This is a genomic window from Peribacillus frigoritolerans (assembly GCF_004358755.1).
In the GTDB taxonomy this organism is placed as follows: Bacteria; Bacillota; Bacilli; order Bacillales; family Bacillaceae; genus Bacillus_P.
The window spans coordinates 477,169-493,006 of sequence record NZ_SMZY01000001.1 but is presented as its reverse complement, the minus strand read 5'-3'; the positions used below and the strand labels follow the sequence as shown (position 1 = coordinate 493,006).

Here is a 15,838-nt window from a genome sequence, read left to right as displayed (position 1 = left end):
AAACGTTAGGACTATAGAAAGGAGCGATATCTCATGTCACATGAAAAAACATCAAAAAGTCAAAAAGGAAAACCGAATGCTGATACAGTAAAACAAACGATGGCGTTTGAAGAAATGGAAAAGGCGGTACATCCGACAAAGCGGCAAAATTCTGAGCAGTGATCATGCGGCAAGCCGTCCCTGGCTTGCTGTTTTTTTGCCCAAATTGCTGTAATCCTTATTTCCTGTCCCCCTTTTCTCATGCTAAAATAATTTCATGAACCTTTGAGAGGAAGAATGCAGATGAAAAAATGGCTGATCGGAGCAGGCATTGTTCTCTCCTATATTTTTATCGTGGGATTCTTTTTTACCAATCAGATGATGTATATGAAAAAGAAGACAGATAAAGAAATTATCGACCGTGAAACGAAGGACGGACATTACGATGAAAAGGAATATGATTCTTATAACAAAATTGAAGTTTCCATCCCTTCGAAATTTGGCTATGACATTAAAGGCATGCTCATCGCCCCTCATAAAACCTATTCATATGTGATTATTTGCCACGGAGTCACAATGAACCGGTATAATTCCATCAAGTATATGAAGCTCTTTTTAAACCGGGGGATGAACGTGCTGATCTATGATCACCGCAGACACGGAGAATCTGGCGGCAAAACAACAAGCTTTGGACATTATGAAAAATTCGATCTGCAGTCTGTTGTGCATTGGCTGAAGGACCGGGTTGGCGATGAACTGCACCTCGGTATTCACGGAGAATCAATGGGAGCTGTTACAACACTGCTTTATGGAGGACTGGTTGAAGACGGTGCAGATTACTATATTGCCGATTGCCCTTTTTCTGATTTACAGGAGCAGCTGCTGTACCGCTTAAAATCCGATTTTAAACTTCCGGGCTACCTGGTTATGCCGATCGCAAGACGCTTTCTAAAACTCCGCGACGGCTATTCAATTCAGGATGTTTCCCCTATTGCCGTGATTGACCGGATTCAGCATCCTGTTTTATTTATTCACAGCAAAGACGATGATTACATTCCGTCTGCGATGACACAGCAATTGTTTGATAAAAAGCCTGGCTTCAAAAAGATTTACTTTGCTGAAAAAGGTGCGCACGCTATGTCATATACTGAAAACCGGGAAGAATATGAGCGCATTATTGATGAATTTTTTGAAGAATTAAAGAAACACAAGCACACCGCCAATATATAAGAGAAACGCCCGGATTCAGTCCCTGAATCCGGGCGTTTCGTATTAACCAAGAACATCTGTTATTTCTTTCATGTTTTCGCTCATATAGGCAATGGCTTCATCAATTGTGGCAAACTCTTTTGCCTCAAAGGTCATTTCATCCTGCAGAAGCCAGACATCTTTCTTATCCTCGTATACTCCTCCGATGGACCAGTGAAGCAGCGTATAGGGATGGTTGCTGTTTAAAAAGGAAACCCAAGTTTTATTTAACGCAATATTTTTAAGTGATGTTAAGCGGTCCTTCATCTTTTTCTCCACCTCACTTTACTGTTAAGCTCATGCGGGGATTCAAGATTTGCGAAGGACATGTCAGCATGTATGTGTTTGCTGTTTCATTAAAATCGATGGTCATTCTTTCATCCAAGAAAACCATTTTCGATTTTTCAACAAGTACCGGAAATGCGTTTGTGTCAATTTCCAGATCATCACTGTCTTTTTCATCTATGAGCCAGAGTGCCGTAACACCGCTGACAACGCAGCCGCAGCCGTCTGTATCATATTTTAATTTGATGTGCTTATCTGAATTCTCCTGAACGTTTCCTGAAATTTTTTTGATTGCACGATCTGTCCATTTTATTTCCATCATCTATGTCTCCTCATTTCAGCTTGCATACGGCCATTTTATCATAAGTTTCCAAAATACGCATAAGGGCTTGCTTTGTCACACTGGAATGCCCGCTTGAATACTTGTGTGTATAGAAAAAAGGAGGGTTATGAAAGATGAATAAAGCTCAAATCAAAGTGAATGATAATGGATCGCTTCGTGTGACCGGTGATGTGGAATTAGTGGACGCAGAAGGCAACGTGTTTCCAACCAAACAAAGCTTTTCGCTTTGCCGCTGCGGGTTATCAAAGAAGATGCCGTTTTGTGATGGCTCTCATAAAGGCGCGTTTCAGTCAGTTGTGCGCGCTGAATAGGGTAAAGTAAAAAAACTTTATACCTACTGCAAAAACGAAAAAGGACTGTCCCAACAAGACAGTCTATTTCTCGCGAATATCTGTTATTTTGTTCAATGGCAGATCAAAGCGGGCTTCTTCTGCATTTACGATCCGAATGCATCCGCGGATCGGATCTACATAGTGCACATGGCCTTCCTGCACATGAAAACCGTGATTTTCATAGTAGGTAAAAGCAAGCTCGCGGTTTTCTTCCATGGCAAGACTGATCAATTCATTAAAATGCTCCAGCTGCTGCTCATCCACCGAAGGCTTTGCTGCATGTCCCTGTTCAATTTCAAGCTCCCGCAAAATTTTTACATGCTCAGGCAGCATCATGGATGTCCATTTGATATTGCCCCGATCCCGAATCATGACAATCCCTCCTTTTGTTAAGCTTTGTGTCCACCGACAAGTTGGGCACGGTGCCTCGCGGTGCCGGCGTTTGTATAGGAAACGGCGCGCAGCAGGGCATTAGAGCCGTATTTTCCCCGAATGGAGTCCATCACATAACCGAGGATCTGTTCTTTTTCACGATTAGGCTGAAACAAATCCAGCTGCATTTCAGCATCATCTTCAATATTGGACAGAGCAATTGAGATTTTCCGGACCGTTTTATTTGCATAAAATTGATCAAATAACGCGATGCATGTTTCGTAAAGCTCCATTGTGATATTGGTCGGCTGGCGCATCGTCCGTGAGCGGTGAAATCCGCCCCCAAGCTCATCGTGACTGTAGCCGATGCCAAGGCTCACCGTTCTGCCCGCTTTCCGGTGGCTGCGTGCTCTTCTTGCGACCTCCTCGCACATCTCAAGGATGACATGCTTCACTTCTTTCGGGTCGGGATAGTCCCGCATCAGGATCTGGCTTTTGCCAAAGCTGATCTGCCCCTGCAGAATCGGCGCTCCAATTTCAGACAGATCAACGCCCCAGGCATGATAATAGAGCTGATTTCCCATAATGCCGAATTTCTTCTCCAGCAGCTCAAGCGGATGACGCGCGAGCTGTCCCACATTAAAGATTCCCATCCGGTTCAGTGTTTTTTCTACCTGGCTGCCGATGCCCCACATTTCCCGGAGCGGCGAGACCTTCCAGAGCTTTTCCTTCACATCAGCATACGTCCATTCGGCAATCCCTTTTTTCTTCGCCTCCAGATCAAGGCATATTTTAGAGAGCAGCATATTAGGACCGATGCCAATCGCGCACGGGAGAGAAAATTCGCGCTCCATGTCATCTCTGATTTTTGCTGCAATGGTCCAGGCGTCTCCCCATATCCCCTCGACTCCATCGACTTGAATAAAGCTCTCGTCCACGCTGTACGTATGGATGGCATCCTTTGGAACGTACCGGTGGAAAAGACGTGTAAGCTCTGTTGAAATGCGGACAAAGGATGCCATCTTTGCATTTACAATGTGAATGCGGGGATCTTTTGGAATTTCGAACAAGCGAGATCCGGTTTTAATGCCAAAATCCTTTTTCAGACAAGGTGAAGCTGCGAGCACTATGCTCCCCTGCCGCTCTGTATCGCCGACAACAGCTAAATGGCATGTCAGGGGATCAAGTCCTTTCAGAACCGCTGCGCAGCTTGCATAAAAGCTTTTCATGTCAATGCACAGAATTTTTCGTTTTGGAAATTGACTGTAATCCTCAATCATAGTTCTTACTCCTCATTGCAGAATATATGTTCGTGTTTATTATATGACTAATAGTAAGCGAATATACGTTCGATTTCAATGGTAGTTTTTACTATGAAATGCGGAACCGGCTGTTCAGACCAAGCAGTCAATACAAGAATTGATGGGGTTTCCAGTTTAATTGGAGGGGTTTTGGAATTAATTCATTGGAGGGGTTTCCAATTTAATTGGAGGATTTTGTTTTGGCCGAGGGGCTAGGAGGCGGAGCTGGACACCGTGAAATGCGGAACCGGCCGTTTAACGCAGATCATTCCCCGCTTGGCATCAAGCGCGCAGCTGCTTATAATCAGTGTAAGAAGAGGTGGGACATGGACGAAAAGTGGATTTATAAAATGATTCAGCAATCCTTTCAGCAGTATGAGCTGGAGGGATCGCTCAGTGAAAAAGAAGCACATGGCCTTGTTACAAAAGTAATAGAAAAAAAGCAGCAGGAAGACACAGAGTGGTTTGAAGTTGTTGAGGATGTTGTATATGGATATGTGACGAACCAGGAGCTTTAATACGAAAAGCGAAGCCGACTGTTTAGCTCCGACAGACAGATAAGGATCCGGCAGTGAAGGCGCTTTTTGCCAATGCTTGCTGATCCGTTCTGGCCGAGGAGCTAGGAGGTGGAGCTGGACACCACGCAATGCGGAATCGCCTGTTTAGCAAAGGCAGACAGATAAGAACCGGCAACTGCAATTTCTTCAGCCGAAAGTCCAATTTATTTAGCCGTTTTGCTGATTTCAACCGCCAGCAAGCCTCCAAAAATGCACAAAACCGGCCTTCATCACCGGCCGGTTTTGTATTATTTCCTTGATAACGCCTTCCCTGCCACTTTCTCAAACAAACGGGGCATAAGCTGATAAAAGCTGCTGCCGGCATTCATCCAGCCGGGCAGGTTAATTTCACGCCTGTTTGAAAACATAGAGTCAACGATTTTCTCTGACACCTTATCAGGACCCAGCATAAAGCGCTCCACATTCTTCACATAATTGCCGCTTTGGTCGGCGATGTCGAAGAAGTCTGTTTTGATTGGACCTGGATTTACCGAGGTGACATGAATGTTCGTCTCTAAAAGCTCCATCCGCAGGCTGTTCGTAAAGCCGAGAACAGCATGCTTGGAAGCTGAATACAAGCTTGATTTCGGCGTGGCAAGCTTTCCTGCCTGTGAAGCGATATTGATGATGTGGCCAGTGTTCCGCTCCTTCATAGCAGGCAGCACCATTTTTGTACATGCAATCAAGCCGAAGACGTTTACTTCAAACATGGATTTCATTTCCTCAAGAGTCGCATCTTCAACCGTGTTAAAAATACCGAATCCCGCATTATTTACGAGCACATCAATTTGCGGAATATCACTCAAAATCTGTTCAAATGTTTGCTGAACAGCATTCAAATCACTGACATCAAGCTGATAGTATGAACAAGAAACATTGTAGTTTTCTGTAATATGCAGAGCGGCTGCAGCAAGGCGGTCTGCTCTTCTTGCAAGTAAAATAGGATGTCCGCCGCTTTTAGCTACAAGCACAGCCATTTTTTCGCCGATTCCGCCTGACGCTCCTGTTATGACTACGTATCGGTTTTTCAGTTTTTCATTCATTTCGCACACCTCAGCAAGAATAAATTTTCTGTGCTCCCTCCATATGCCCTTTAATTTCTCCCAATGCCTCTAAATAATCCAGCTGTCCGACCGTTTCAGACATGGTGAGCATCATTTGTCTTTTATAAAGATGCGGAAAGAGCCTCTGACAGGCTTCAAATGCTGTCAGCGGTTTTTCTTTTATGTAGCCGCGCACTTCAAATGCACGCTCCTCCTGTTTTTTCAGGCGGTAGCGGATCAAATCATGCGGCTTTAAAACCGTTTCCCCGTGTCCTGAAAGTACGTTTGAAATCGGAATTTTCAGCAGGGAGTGAAATGATTCGTTAAATTGGTTCTGAGGCCTTGGCCGCTCTCCCCCATCCATTGGAGGCTCAAGCAGCGGATTTGCTGATATATGCTGCAGAAGATGATCCCCGCCAAACATCAGGCCGTCCTCAGCACGATACAAAGCGATATGAGTTTGAGCATGCCCCGGGGTTTCAATGACATGCCAGCCATCCATGCCTGGAACAGCGTCCCCTTCCCTGAGAGATGAGGTTAAGTTTCGTTTGCAGGCATACTTCATCGATGAATCAAACTTGGCCAAATTCGCAAGCAGGCGCTCATCAATGCCAAATTCCGTGAACAGTTTCATAAAGAATTCTTTTTGAGCCGTCATAAAAGATTCATCCTGCATGATCCATGGAGCATTATATGGATGCCCAATCACGTCCACCGACTGAGGCAGGTAATCAAGCAGCCCGACATGATCTGGATGATGATGCGTCAGGATTACCTGCTCAATGTCTTCCATTCTGTATCCTGCCCGCTCCATTTGAGTGTTCAGGGCAGCGAGAGCTTCAGGTGTCTTAGGTCCGGCATCAATCAGTGTGAGCCTATCTCCTTTAACAAGATAAACATTCACATCTCCAACTGGAAAAGGAGTCGGCAAGGTTAATTTGATGATCATATCTGATTTCGTTTTCATACCATCTTCCTCATTTGTTATTTTTATATAAGTCTAATATATTCAATGCACCAATTATGAATGCTTATTCATTGATTATAAAGCTTATTTTACACCTTCCCTGCAAATGTGTCATTATTTTCAAATAATTCATCATCGGAAAAGAGAAAAAATCCGCTTGACAAACACTTGTCCAACCTCGCATAATGATGAAAATCACTTTAACGCACAAATGCACGAAATGAATATAGATGAAGCAATGAACAGGAATAGTAAATCAAGCAATGATAAACAGAGAGTGAAATCCGCCGGCTGAAAGGTTTCACCATCCTCTTGCTGATTGAACCTGCCCTGTGAGCTCTCAGGCAAACTTGACGTGATCCCTCGTTACGGGATTTTTAAGTTGGGGTCATGCATCGCGCATTTCCCAATGAAGGTGGTACCGCGGAAACCTTTTCGTCCTTTATTTTTAATTGGATGAAAAGGTTTTTTATTTGTGCTTTACATGAACTGCTTTGCAGAAAAAAAAGGAGGAATTCACATGAAAACAATCGCGTTTGTAGGTGCAGGATCCATGGCAGAAGCCATCATAAACGGATTAGTCAATGGCGGTGTCTGCCTCCCTGAATATATAAAAGTCACAAATCGCTCAAGCATGGAACGGCTGGACTTTCTTAATCAGGCTTACGGAGTGTCCGTTACAAAAAACAAACAGGAGACAGTTGGGGGTGCGTCAATTATTATCCTTGCGATGAAACCAAAAGATGTCAAAGCAGGAATTGAGAGCATCAAGGATTATGTGGACAGCAGTCAGGTCATTATTTCCGTTCTCGCCGGCATCTCGAGCGAAACCATCCGGAAGCTTTTCGGAAAAGAGCTGTCGATTGTCCGCGCGATGCCAAATACATCGGCTGCGATTCAGAGATCGGCAACAGCACTTGCATGCAATTCAGCTGTAACAGCGGATCAGCTGAAGCAGGCAGCAGGGCTTTTTGAGGCAATCGGGACCGTTACCCATGTTTTAGAGCATCAGCTGGATGCTGTAACAGGCCTCTCCGGAAGCGGCCCCGCTTACATTTATTATATCGCGGAAGCACTTGAAAAAGCAGCTGAAGAAACCGGTCTTGAAAAAGAGACAGCGAAAGCATTGATTGCACAGACACTGCTCGGGGCAGCTGAAATGCTGCTGACTTCAGAAAAAGAACCTGCAGTGCTCAGAAAAGAGGTCACAAGTCCCGGCGGAACGACTGAAGCCGGTATAGAGAAGCTTGAGGAATATAAAGTCAGCGAAGCAATCGCTTCCTGTGTTAAAAGAGCGACAGAGCGTTCGCATGAGCTCGGGGGGATATTTGCAAAAAATGCATTAAAAGAGCATACTTAAAGAGATTGGGTGCAGGAAAAACAGCGGGCTTGTTGAAGTAAAAAAGACAAGGTCGAGCAAAGTCATAATTCAGACAGGTGATAAAATGTATACAGTATTTTCGACTTTTGATGTGCCGAATGAAAAAGCAGATGAAGTCATTTCCATATATAAGAATCGTTCCCGCATGGTAGACGATGCAGAAGGCTTTGTCGATTTTCTCCTTCTGCAAAACGATAAGCGCGCAGGAGAATTAACGGTACAGCTTATTTTTAAGAGTAAAGAAGATTACTTGAACTGGGTAAAAAGCGCGGATTTCAAGAAGATTCATGATCTTGAAAAGAAATATCCCGATCAGGAACTTGCGGCTGTGATTCCTAAAGTCAAACAATACAAGGTGGTTGCGCGATGAGCTTTTTTCCGGCAGACCAAATTGTCCATGACGTGACCGAAAGAATCTATCAAAATGAGCCCTCTCTGCTGGAACGTTTCGGAGAAAAAGGAAAAGAGAAATGCAGGGAAGATAATCATCATCATTTAAACCATCTTAAAACAGCTTATGAACTGCAAAATGAGCAGATTTTTACAGATTATGCGAAATGGCTGAATGGGATTTTAGTGAAACATGGCATGAAAACACAGCATTTGATTGATAATTTCATGCTGATTAAAGAAGTCCTCCTCTCAGCTGAGATCGAGGACGCAGAGACAGTATCAGATTATCTTTCATTTTTAGATGCTGGCATCCGCTCACTTTTACTAGAAAAAGAGAAATAAAGAGAAACGGGGTGTTCTGTTTTGAAGAATTCTCAAGCACTGGAATTTGCTCAATTGCTATTGAACGGCGATGAGCATGCAGCAGTCCAGCTGGTCAAAGCTCACAGTCACCTGTCACGCACCCAACTATTTGAAGAGCTATTCACGCCTGCGATGCAGCATGTAGGCGAGTTATGGGAAAATAATGAAATTACGGTAGCAGATGAGCATTTGGCAAGCGTAGTTTGTGATTTTATATTATCAACGATTTATCCGCCGATGCAACATTCAGCATCAGAAGGCAGAAAGAAAGCAATGCTTCTGTGTGTTGAAGGAGAGCAGCATTATTTGGGCCTGAAGATGGTCAACAGCTTATTCGAAGAAAAAGGGTATGAAACACACTATTTAGGCCCTAACCTTCCGCTTGAATACGCCATTAAGAAAGCAGAGCTCTGGAAGCCGGAAGTCATCTGCCTCTCCATTTCCATTGTGTATCATTTGCCGAATATAAAAAAATATGTTGATGCTCTGGCTGCTTTGCTTAATCATCCAGCCATTCTTATTGGAGGCAGAATCGTGAATCAATATGATCTGCAGCCTTATTGTTCAGGCCAGGCAGAAATCATGTACGATTTAAAAGCCATAGAGAACTGGCTGAGCAAGCACGGAATGCTTGAGTACAAGACTCACACTCTCGCTGAAGCAAGCCAAACTGTATCTCCATTAAACTAAAAAAAAGAGACTGACCTGCATCCTATGTAAGGATCTGGCCGGACTCTTTTTTCATTCTGATAGAGTTAGAGAGCTGAATGCTGTTTTTAAGCCATGGCGGAGCAGCCTCATTCGCCATGACCTCTTCAAATGTCATCCAGGCAGCAGATGTGACCTCATCTTCGCTCTTTGCATAAGGTGTCCCGCTCTTATATTCACATAAAAAAACAACATCAACCACATGGACTCCGTCATCCGAAACAAAAGAAGTGCTGTGCACATAACTCATGTCCTCACTAATCTCAATGCCGGTTTCTTCCTCGATTTCACGTTTCAGCGTCCGTTCTAAAATAGTGGAAGAAGCCCCTTCCTGCTCCACTTTTCCGCCTGCGAGGGAAAGCTGTCCTGGTGCGTGTTCTTCCTCCATGCTTCTTTCAATAATCAGCCATCGGCCATCTTTAAAGACAGCACCTTCAACATTTACAACAAACATGCAAACCGCTCCCTTATCCGTAAATGAAACCACAAAAGCTCTTCGAATCCCCATTTAAAAAGTACTTTTCCCTTCAGGCAGAACCGCAGAAACTTTCATAAAAATGAAATCAGCTATTCCCATCCTCAGGCCTTTACATGCTGCAAAAGCCAATCCGCCGCCAGCTCTTCCACCACGTCCAAATGCCCCATAAAACTATGAGCTGCGCCATCTATAATAACAAGCTTCGATTCCTTTGACAGGTACTTCATTCCTTCCCGCGATTTTTCTGAAAGCATCTTTTCTTCCCCGTCATGATTGCCATGAATGATTAAGACAGGACACGATATGGCAGACAGCAGTTTTTTCTGATCACACTGTTCAAAGTCATCAAGCATTTGCTGCTCAATGATGACTTTCTTTCTCGGGCCATTTGTCAGCAGCTGTGTTATTTTACCGGTTTCCCTCAGTTCTTTCATTTGGGCCGGTGTAAAGTGCTCGTTCCAGTCATATACCGTCCCGCCTGTCGAAGCACCGGTAAGCACGATTGTCTGAATGTCCTTACAATAGCTCATCAAACAGATTCTGCTCCCTAAACTGTGTCCGTAAAGAGCAATTTTCCGTATGCCTTTTTGTTTTACAAACGCAAGTGCAGCCTGCAGATCATCTGCTTGTTTAGCCATTGTAAGTGAATCGTCATCGCTTTCCCCGCAGCCGCTGAAATCAAACGCCAGTACATGAAAGCCTGACGCTTGAAATCGCAGTGCAAACCGGTCAAACCTTCCGCGGGAGGACTTATCAGAAGTAAAACCGTGGCACATAATGATGACGCAATCTGATGATGCAGCATAAAAATTCCCGATCAATGTTAATTGCCGGGAATTCTTAATTTCAACTCGCTCAAACTTCATTTGTTTTCACCTATTTCTTTTCAAAAATCCTCTTCAGTGTAAAGGAAAGCAGCTCAGGACATGTTTCAAAAGAATAAGGGAGATGCAGACGCTCCGTCCATTTATGCGGATCCTTTCCAAATGGCCCAACATTTAAAACAGGAATATTCAGTGCTTTGATTTCTTCAAGTGGAAGCTGATAATGGTCCCCGTAAATCGGCATATTGTCTGTCAGCTCACGGATGGATTCTTCGCTTTCTTTAATCTGCAGAAAGCTCAAATCGGAAAGTCCGGCAAAATACTGCTGATTTTCGAGTGAAATCTGAAACTGATCCTTCGCGTAGCTTTGAACTTCTGAAAGAATTCCCTGGATAAATTCATCCTCTTTTGATGAAACGGATGGATAAAACGGCGGACTGTAAAATACAACAATCAAAGGCGCAAGCTCCTTGCACAATCCGGATAAGCCAGAGACGATTTTATTTGTGAAATGACGATCATCCAGATCGCCGCGGTTCGCTTTTAAATAATGAATATGCCGGTTCACTTCCGCCTCTCCGACTTTCATCACGGCGTATTTAAGCAGGTCATCATAGGACATAACGGTTACCTTATATGATGCGGGTGTATATGAAATAGACTGGCTGTAATGTTTCGCTTTCTTATCATAAAAGCGCTCAATATTATCTGCCGCCTGCTCTGCCGTTCTCATAAGCATGCCATGCAGTTCAAGCATGCTGCGTTTCATGGTTAAAATATTAAAAAGCGTAACGGCTTCGTGCGGAATTTGCACCGAATACTCTTCCTTTAAATCCTTTTGCATCAGATTCATCGGCGGCGGTGTGACTTCGTCATCGACTTTTTCGCTGTAGCGCCCGTTCAGTTCAAGGAGCCTATTCAGCTCAGATACCATAAGGTTTGCGTTTAATCCTGAAAAAGGCTCTCCTACATGAGTTTCGACTCCGCTGCAGTAAAATCCCGCAAGCACTTTGCCTATTGAACCGCTGTATACATAATAATTTTTATCGTTCGGGTATCTAGAAAACATGGGCTCAGAATTTACACATGCCCGGTATGATAAGTTAAATTGGTTTTTTAACTCTGTCAAAACCGGAACCGCGCCGAGCATTCCCGCAGAATTCACTTCTTCGTCAGGAACAGTCAGCAAAAGAAGATTCCCTTCAAACTCCCCATTCATTGCACGTTCAAGCATTCCAAGCTGAACCGTCAGACCCGCTTTCATATCCATAGTGCCGCGGCCAAAAAGCCACTCGCCTGTCTCGATATCTTCTTTAACATGAGGCGGCAGGAGATCAGCTGTGTTCAGCAGCTCCTTCGTTAACTCGTGAGGATGGAACGCTAAATGCTGCAGGTGGCCGTAATCTTTTACATCAACCACATCAAAATGACTTAGTAACATTACGGTTTCATCTGTCTGCTTTTCGCTTTTTACAAGGGCAGTCAGAAAATACCTTCCATCAGCCAAGGGATGGAGCTGCAGAAAGTCCGGATTTTCTTTAAAATAAGGGAAATCATTCAGTACATAATAAAGATGCTGGGCAAGTGCAATCTCATCTTTTGAACCTGTAACGCTTGCAAGGTTCACTAGTCCTGTTAATAGTTCAGTCAGCTGCTGTTTCGTTTGCCATTTTGAATTCATGATGAGACCTCCTAAAATAGATGCTGTTTCTATTCTAAAGAATTTTCGCAATTTTTAAAAGAGGCTGTCAGGCAACTTACATGAAGTATGGAAATAAAGCTGTTATACTTTTTATGAAATTCACTTCAGGGAGGTAAAGCTCAATGAAAAATCATTTATTTACACCATACACCGTTAAAAATGTCACACTGAAAAATCGCATCGTGATGTCTCCAATGTGCATGTATTCTTCTCACCGAGAAGGCGGCATGGTTGAAGATTTTCATATGACACACTATATCAGCCGTGCTGTCGGCGGTGCTGGACTGATCATGATTGAAGCAACGTCTGTTACTCCCCAAGGAAGAATTTCCCCTCAGGATTTAGGGATATGGAGCGATAATCATGTAGAGGGTCTTGCAAAGCTTGTAGATGGCATGAAGCAATACGGGGCAAAAACAGCCATTCAGCTTGCACATGCAGGAAGAAAAGCCGTTCTTGAGGGCGAAATCGTATCCGCCTCTGCTCTTCCGTTCAACGAGAAAAGCAAAACACCTGTTGAAATGACAAAAGAAAAAATCCAGGAAACCATTCAGGCTTTTAAAGACGGAGCCATCCGAGCTAAAAAAGCCGGATTCGATATTATTGAGCTTCACGGGGCGCATGGATACTTAATGAACCAGTTCCTTTCGCCGCTTTCCAATAAGCGGACAGACGAGTATGGCGGAAGCAAAGAAAACCGCTACCGCTTCCTCCATGAAGTGATTGAGGCTGTAAAAGAAGTTTGGGATGGTCCATTATTTGTCCGTGTATCCGCGACAGACTATCACACGGAAGGATTAAATGTGGAAGATTATGTGGAATTCAGCACGTGGATGAAGGAACAGGGGGTTGATTTAATTGATGTCAGCTCAGGTGCTCTTGTTCCTGCAGACATCAAAGTCTTCCCGGGCTACCAGGTGAAATTTGCCGAGCGCATCCGTGAAGGAGCCGGCATCGATACTGGTGCTGTCGGCCTGATCACAACCGGAACACAGGCTGAAGAAATCCTTGGCAACGGCCGCGCAGACCTTATCTTCATTGCACGCGCCCTCCTTCGTGACCCATACTGGCCGCGGACTGCAGCAGCTGAACTTGGCGTTGAGATCGAAGCGCCTAAGCAGTATGCGCGCGGGTGGTAAAGAAGCATTATTAACAAACTGGCTACAGCAGAAAACGGGTACTGCATCTCACATCGATGCAGTACCCGCTTTTGTTAACACAGCTATTGATTCCCCCCTGCTTTTTGACAAACATACACCATTTCTTTACTTTCGCCTGTCAGCGGATTTTCATTCCAGTCCCCATACACGTTTAAAACCTTGAACCCGTTCATGGACAGCAGTCTCTCCATTTCCCTGGGAAACACATAGCGCAGAGAGATCTCAGTTTTTTTCTCTTTTACTTCTTCTCCCGCTTCATTCTTATACTTCCTTATTGTTGTATTATGCTGGATTTGGCTGATGGGATCATAAGAGGATATGCAGAAAACGTCTACTTGCAGCTTAGACTCTGCATCTTCATATGTCTGCCAGAATTCCTCTGTCCCTGTTGAAACCAGCTCTTCTGCCCCGGGAAATCTGGTTCCGAAAATAAAGATTCCATCTGAATTCAAATGCCGGCTGACTGAATCCAACAGCTTATCCTGTTCTTCATTGGTCAGAAAATGCTGAAAAGAGTTTCCCACGGTATAGATGAAATCCGCTCTAATTTTAAGGTTTAAATCCATACAGTCCTGCTGAACCCAATCGATTTCAAGATGTAAGTCTGAAAACTTTCTCCTTGCTTCGTCCAGCATTCCTTTATGGACATCCACTCCAATAATGTGATGACCCTGCCTTGCTAAAGGAATAGTGGCTCTCCCTGTACCGCAGGCAATATCGATTATTGCTCCTTTTGTCAGCGATGCCCATTTCAACAATAAGGGAATGTCGCTTGTATAAGACTCGTTTTCCCCGTCATAGAGCGAAGGATCGTCGTACTCTTCGAAGTTATAGTGTGACTTTTTTTCTTGCATGAAGGTCTCCTTTTCTTCTCAATCTTTTATCTCCCACTCCTCATACACCTCAACATCCGGGCTAAGTACCTCCTCTTCCATCCACCTAAATGCTTTAAGAATCAGCGGTGATGCATCATTCATACTTGCCTCATCTTTTGATACCCACATGGCATTAAGCGAATCTTGACCTTCAAACTGTTGAGGGTTCTTTAGATTGCCCCCAACTTTTTCAACTAAATAAAATGCTGCTATGTGATGAACAAATTCATAATTATTCCAGGTCCATGGCAGCATAAAATCTGCCATACCCACGTTTTTTATCACTTTTACTTCAATGCCAGTCTCTTCAAGGAATTCTCTCTTCAAAGCGGCTGTCAGACTTTCACCGGGTTCATGTCCCAATGGATGCAGCGGTTGAAGATGTATATACATTGGGAAAAGAAGCGGCTCCGGTTAATACAATCGGATTAAAATACGGACTCCGCCCTTTGACGAGAAATTACCGTTTAGTAACAAAATTCAGCGTTGACGGAGCTCCTTTTGCACAGGTGATGGTCGGTGCCCTCAATGTTAATTCCATTGAAAGAACCAATCATCAGCACGATGTACGCCGCGGCGATCCATTTGGCTACTTTTCATTCGGCTCAACTGTTGTGATCTGTGTTCCAAAAGGACACCTTGAATTTACCGGAAAGACAGGACCGGTGAAAATGGGCGAGGAAATTGGCAGGTGGAAGTCTGATGGTGACATGCCGAAGTTGTAATGTCACGCAGTCTAATCAAAAGAACGAAACCTTATAAAAAGCAGCCAATGGCTGCTTTTTATCGTTCAATAGAAAAAAATCCTAACACCTTACATACTTCCGCTTAAATCCAAGCCGTCCTTTATCCAGATCCTTTTGAATATTTTCGAAAGCGTTCAAAGCAGTGCTTTTTTTCGTGTCCCGCCTAATTTCAACTGTTCCGATCGCCTTAGCAGTCTCAACTGCTTTTTCACTCAGCGGCACATACGAAATCCCGACCGTGTAAACAAATTGATTCATGGCATATTTCGCTCGTTCCGGCGAATCATGAATGGTATTTTTGACCTGATCAAGCATCGCAGCAATCTTGTCTTCGGAAAATTCATGGTCCTTGCGGTTTCCAAGCAGCCAGCAGTAGCAGCTCCAGCCTGCAGACATTTTGAGCTCTTCCCCGCTCGCAATCCACTTATCTGCCACATCCTGCGCACTATCTGATTCAGATAGAGTCACTGCCACCACATAGTCCGACAGCATATAAAAATAAGCTGCATCGATCCAGCGGTCAAAATCCTCCTCCGTCATGGCTTTTGGATCTGCAATAATCCCGGCAAAATACATCGCATCATAATTCCCCGTGGCATACAGATCTTCTGCCAGTGCCTGATTGATTTTAATTTGTTTGGCCATTGGTTTCATCGCTCCAGTTGCCACACCAAAAAGAGGTTCGTGAGCCCCGTTTGACAGGTACATTTTCTTAGTCCGTTCCTTGCCGAGCGCTTCAAGCTCCTGCATAACCGTTTTGGTATCCATTGTTTTTGCACGT

Annotated in this window: 22 protein-coding genes; 10 read left to right on the top strand and 12 right to left on the bottom strand. The window is 44.1% G+C overall.

The genetic code is table 11. The features are described from left to right. The first annotated feature begins 33 nt into the window (after positions 1-33). Positions 34-162 (top strand): hypothetical protein, encoded by a 129-nt coding sequence (locus E2R53_RS23475; RefSeq protein ID WP_263596930.1) that lies wholly within the window; start codon positions 34-36, stop codon positions 160-162. Between the two features lie 120 nt (positions 163-282). Further along, on the top strand, positions 283-1,209 hold the full coding sequence (locus E2R53_RS02555) for an alpha/beta hydrolase (RefSeq protein WP_133310263.1): 927 nt from the start codon (positions 283-285) through the stop codon (positions 1,207-1,209). 42 nt (positions 1,210-1,251) lie between these two features. On the opposite strand, the gene E2R53_RS02550 is transcribed toward E2R53_RS02555, so the two are convergent. Next, a complete protein-coding gene (locus E2R53_RS02550) occupies positions 1,252-1,494 on the bottom strand; it encodes a DUF2552 family protein (protein ID WP_133310262.1) in 243 nt (80 codons plus the stop codon). Positions 1,495-1,507: 13 nt separating this feature from the next. After that, complete coding sequence (locus tag E2R53_RS02545; RefSeq protein WP_133311122.1) at positions 1,508-1,831, bottom strand: iron-sulfur cluster biosynthesis family protein; 324 nt, start codon at positions 1,829-1,831, stop codon at positions 1,508-1,510. Between the two features lie 137 nt (positions 1,832-1,968). Between E2R53_RS02545 and E2R53_RS02540 the strand changes: the two genes are divergently transcribed. Continuing rightward, positions 1,969-2,166, top strand: a complete 198-nt coding sequence (locus tag E2R53_RS02540; protein ID WP_133310261.1) for a CDGSH iron-sulfur domain-containing protein — start codon at positions 1,969-1,971, stop codon at positions 2,164-2,166. 63 nt (positions 2,167-2,229) lie between these two features. Here the strand turns inward: E2R53_RS02540 and E2R53_RS02535 are convergent, their stop codons facing one another. Both E2R53_RS02535 and E2R53_RS02530 read right to left on the bottom strand, forming a co-directional pair. After that, a complete protein-coding gene (locus E2R53_RS02535; protein ID WP_133310260.1) occupies positions 2,230-2,559 on the bottom strand; it encodes a YolD-like family protein in 330 nt (109 codons plus the stop codon). 17 nt (positions 2,560-2,576) lie between these two features. Then, positions 2,577-3,839, bottom strand: coding sequence for a DinB/UmuC family translesion DNA polymerase (locus E2R53_RS02530; protein WP_206197344.1), 1,263 nt, complete (start codon positions 3,837-3,839; stop codon positions 2,577-2,579). 221 nt (positions 3,840-4,060) lie between these two features. Here E2R53_RS02530 and E2R53_RS02525 point away from each other — a divergent pair, with 221 nt between their 5' ends. Further along, positions 4,061-4,378 carry a YqzH family protein gene (locus E2R53_RS02525; RefSeq protein ID WP_133310259.1) on the top strand — a complete coding sequence of 106 codons (318 nt, stop codon included), beginning with the start codon at positions 4,061-4,063 and terminating at the stop codon, positions 4,376-4,378. Between the two features lie 287 nt (positions 4,379-4,665). On the opposite strand, the gene E2R53_RS02520 is transcribed toward E2R53_RS02525, so the two are convergent. Further along, positions 4,666-5,460 (bottom strand): SDR family NAD(P)-dependent oxidoreductase, encoded by a 795-nt coding sequence (locus E2R53_RS02520; protein ID WP_133310258.1) that lies wholly within the window; start codon positions 5,458-5,460, stop codon positions 4,666-4,668. Between the two features lie 10 nt (positions 5,461-5,470). Continuing rightward, positions 5,471-6,427 carry an MBL fold metallo-hydrolase gene (locus E2R53_RS02515; RefSeq protein WP_133310257.1) on the bottom strand — a complete coding sequence of 319 codons (957 nt, stop codon included), beginning with the start codon at positions 6,425-6,427 and terminating at the stop codon, positions 5,471-5,473. 514 nt (positions 6,428-6,941) lie between these two features. Here E2R53_RS02515 and proC point away from each other — a divergent pair. The 4 genes from proC to E2R53_RS02495 all read left to right on the top strand — a co-directional run bounded on the left by proC (position 6,942) and on the right by E2R53_RS02495 (position 9,254). Further along, positions 6,942-7,787 (top strand): pyrroline-5-carboxylate reductase, encoded by an 846-nt coding sequence (proC, locus tag E2R53_RS02510; RefSeq protein WP_206197361.1) that lies wholly within the window; start codon positions 6,942-6,944, stop codon positions 7,785-7,787. An 85-nt stretch (positions 7,788-7,872) separates the two neighbouring features. Further along, positions 7,873-8,178, top strand: coding sequence for an antibiotic biosynthesis monooxygenase family protein (locus E2R53_RS02505; RefSeq protein ID WP_070876725.1), 306 nt, complete (start codon positions 7,873-7,875; stop codon positions 8,176-8,178). Continuing rightward, the gene (locus E2R53_RS02500; RefSeq protein ID WP_133310255.1) at positions 8,175-8,543 is read left to right on the top strand and encodes a hypothetical protein; all 369 of its coding nucleotides are present in this window, start codon (positions 8,175-8,177) and stop codon (positions 8,541-8,543) included. Before E2R53_RS02505 ends, E2R53_RS02500 begins: the two co-directional genes overlap by 4 nt. A gap of 21 nt (positions 8,544-8,564) precedes the next feature. After that, positions 8,565-9,254, top strand: coding sequence for a cobalamin B12-binding domain-containing protein (locus E2R53_RS02495; protein WP_286166045.1), 690 nt, complete (start codon positions 8,565-8,567; stop codon positions 9,252-9,254). A 22-nt stretch (positions 9,255-9,276) separates the two neighbouring features. Here E2R53_RS02495 and E2R53_RS02490 read toward each other — a convergent pair whose 3' ends face one another. The 3 genes from E2R53_RS02490 to E2R53_RS02480 all read right to left on the bottom strand — a co-directional run bounded on the left by E2R53_RS02490 (position 9,277) and on the right by E2R53_RS02480 (position 12,255). Then, complete coding sequence (locus E2R53_RS02490) at positions 9,277-9,726, bottom strand: NUDIX domain-containing protein (RefSeq protein WP_133310254.1); 450 nt, start codon at positions 9,724-9,726, stop codon at positions 9,277-9,279. Between the two features lie 125 nt (positions 9,727-9,851). Next, positions 9,852-10,616, bottom strand: coding sequence for an alpha/beta hydrolase (locus E2R53_RS02485; protein WP_133310253.1), 765 nt, complete (start codon positions 10,614-10,616; stop codon positions 9,852-9,854). 10 nt (positions 10,617-10,626) lie between these two features. Continuing rightward, the gene (locus tag E2R53_RS02480) at positions 10,627-12,255 is read right to left on the bottom strand and encodes a M20/M25/M40 family metallo-hydrolase (protein WP_133310252.1); all 1,629 of its coding nucleotides are present in this window, start codon (positions 12,253-12,255) and stop codon (positions 10,627-10,629) included. 143 nt (positions 12,256-12,398) lie between these two features. Between E2R53_RS02480 and namA the strand changes: the two genes are divergently transcribed. Continuing rightward, complete coding sequence (namA, locus tag E2R53_RS02475) at positions 12,399-13,415, top strand: NADPH dehydrogenase NamA (protein ID WP_133310251.1); 1,017 nt, start codon at positions 12,399-12,401, stop codon at positions 13,413-13,415. 83 nt (positions 13,416-13,498) lie between these two features. Here namA and E2R53_RS02470 read toward each other — a convergent pair whose 3' ends face one another. Beyond that, entirely contained in the window at positions 13,499-14,290 is a 792-nt protein-coding gene (locus tag E2R53_RS02470) for a class I SAM-dependent methyltransferase (protein ID WP_133310250.1), read from the bottom strand. 18 nt (positions 14,291-14,308) lie between these two features. After that, complete coding sequence (locus E2R53_RS02465) at positions 14,309-14,704, bottom strand: NUDIX domain-containing protein (protein WP_133310249.1); 396 nt, start codon at positions 14,702-14,704, stop codon at positions 14,309-14,311. Here E2R53_RS02465 and E2R53_RS02460 point away from each other — a divergent pair. Next, positions 14,704-15,036 carry a phosphatidylserine decarboxylase gene (locus tag E2R53_RS02460; protein WP_286166044.1) on the top strand — a complete coding sequence of 111 codons (333 nt, stop codon included), beginning with the start codon at positions 14,704-14,706 and terminating at the stop codon, positions 15,034-15,036. The two genes, E2R53_RS02465 and E2R53_RS02460, sit on opposite strands and share 1 nt — an antisense overlap. An 81-nt stretch (positions 15,037-15,117) precedes the next feature. Here E2R53_RS02460 and E2R53_RS02455 read toward each other — a convergent pair whose 3' ends face one another. After that, entirely contained in the window at positions 15,118-15,825 is a 708-nt protein-coding gene (locus E2R53_RS02455; RefSeq protein ID WP_133310247.1) for a DNA alkylation repair protein, read from the bottom strand. Between the last annotated feature and the right edge of the window lie 13 nt (positions 15,826-15,838).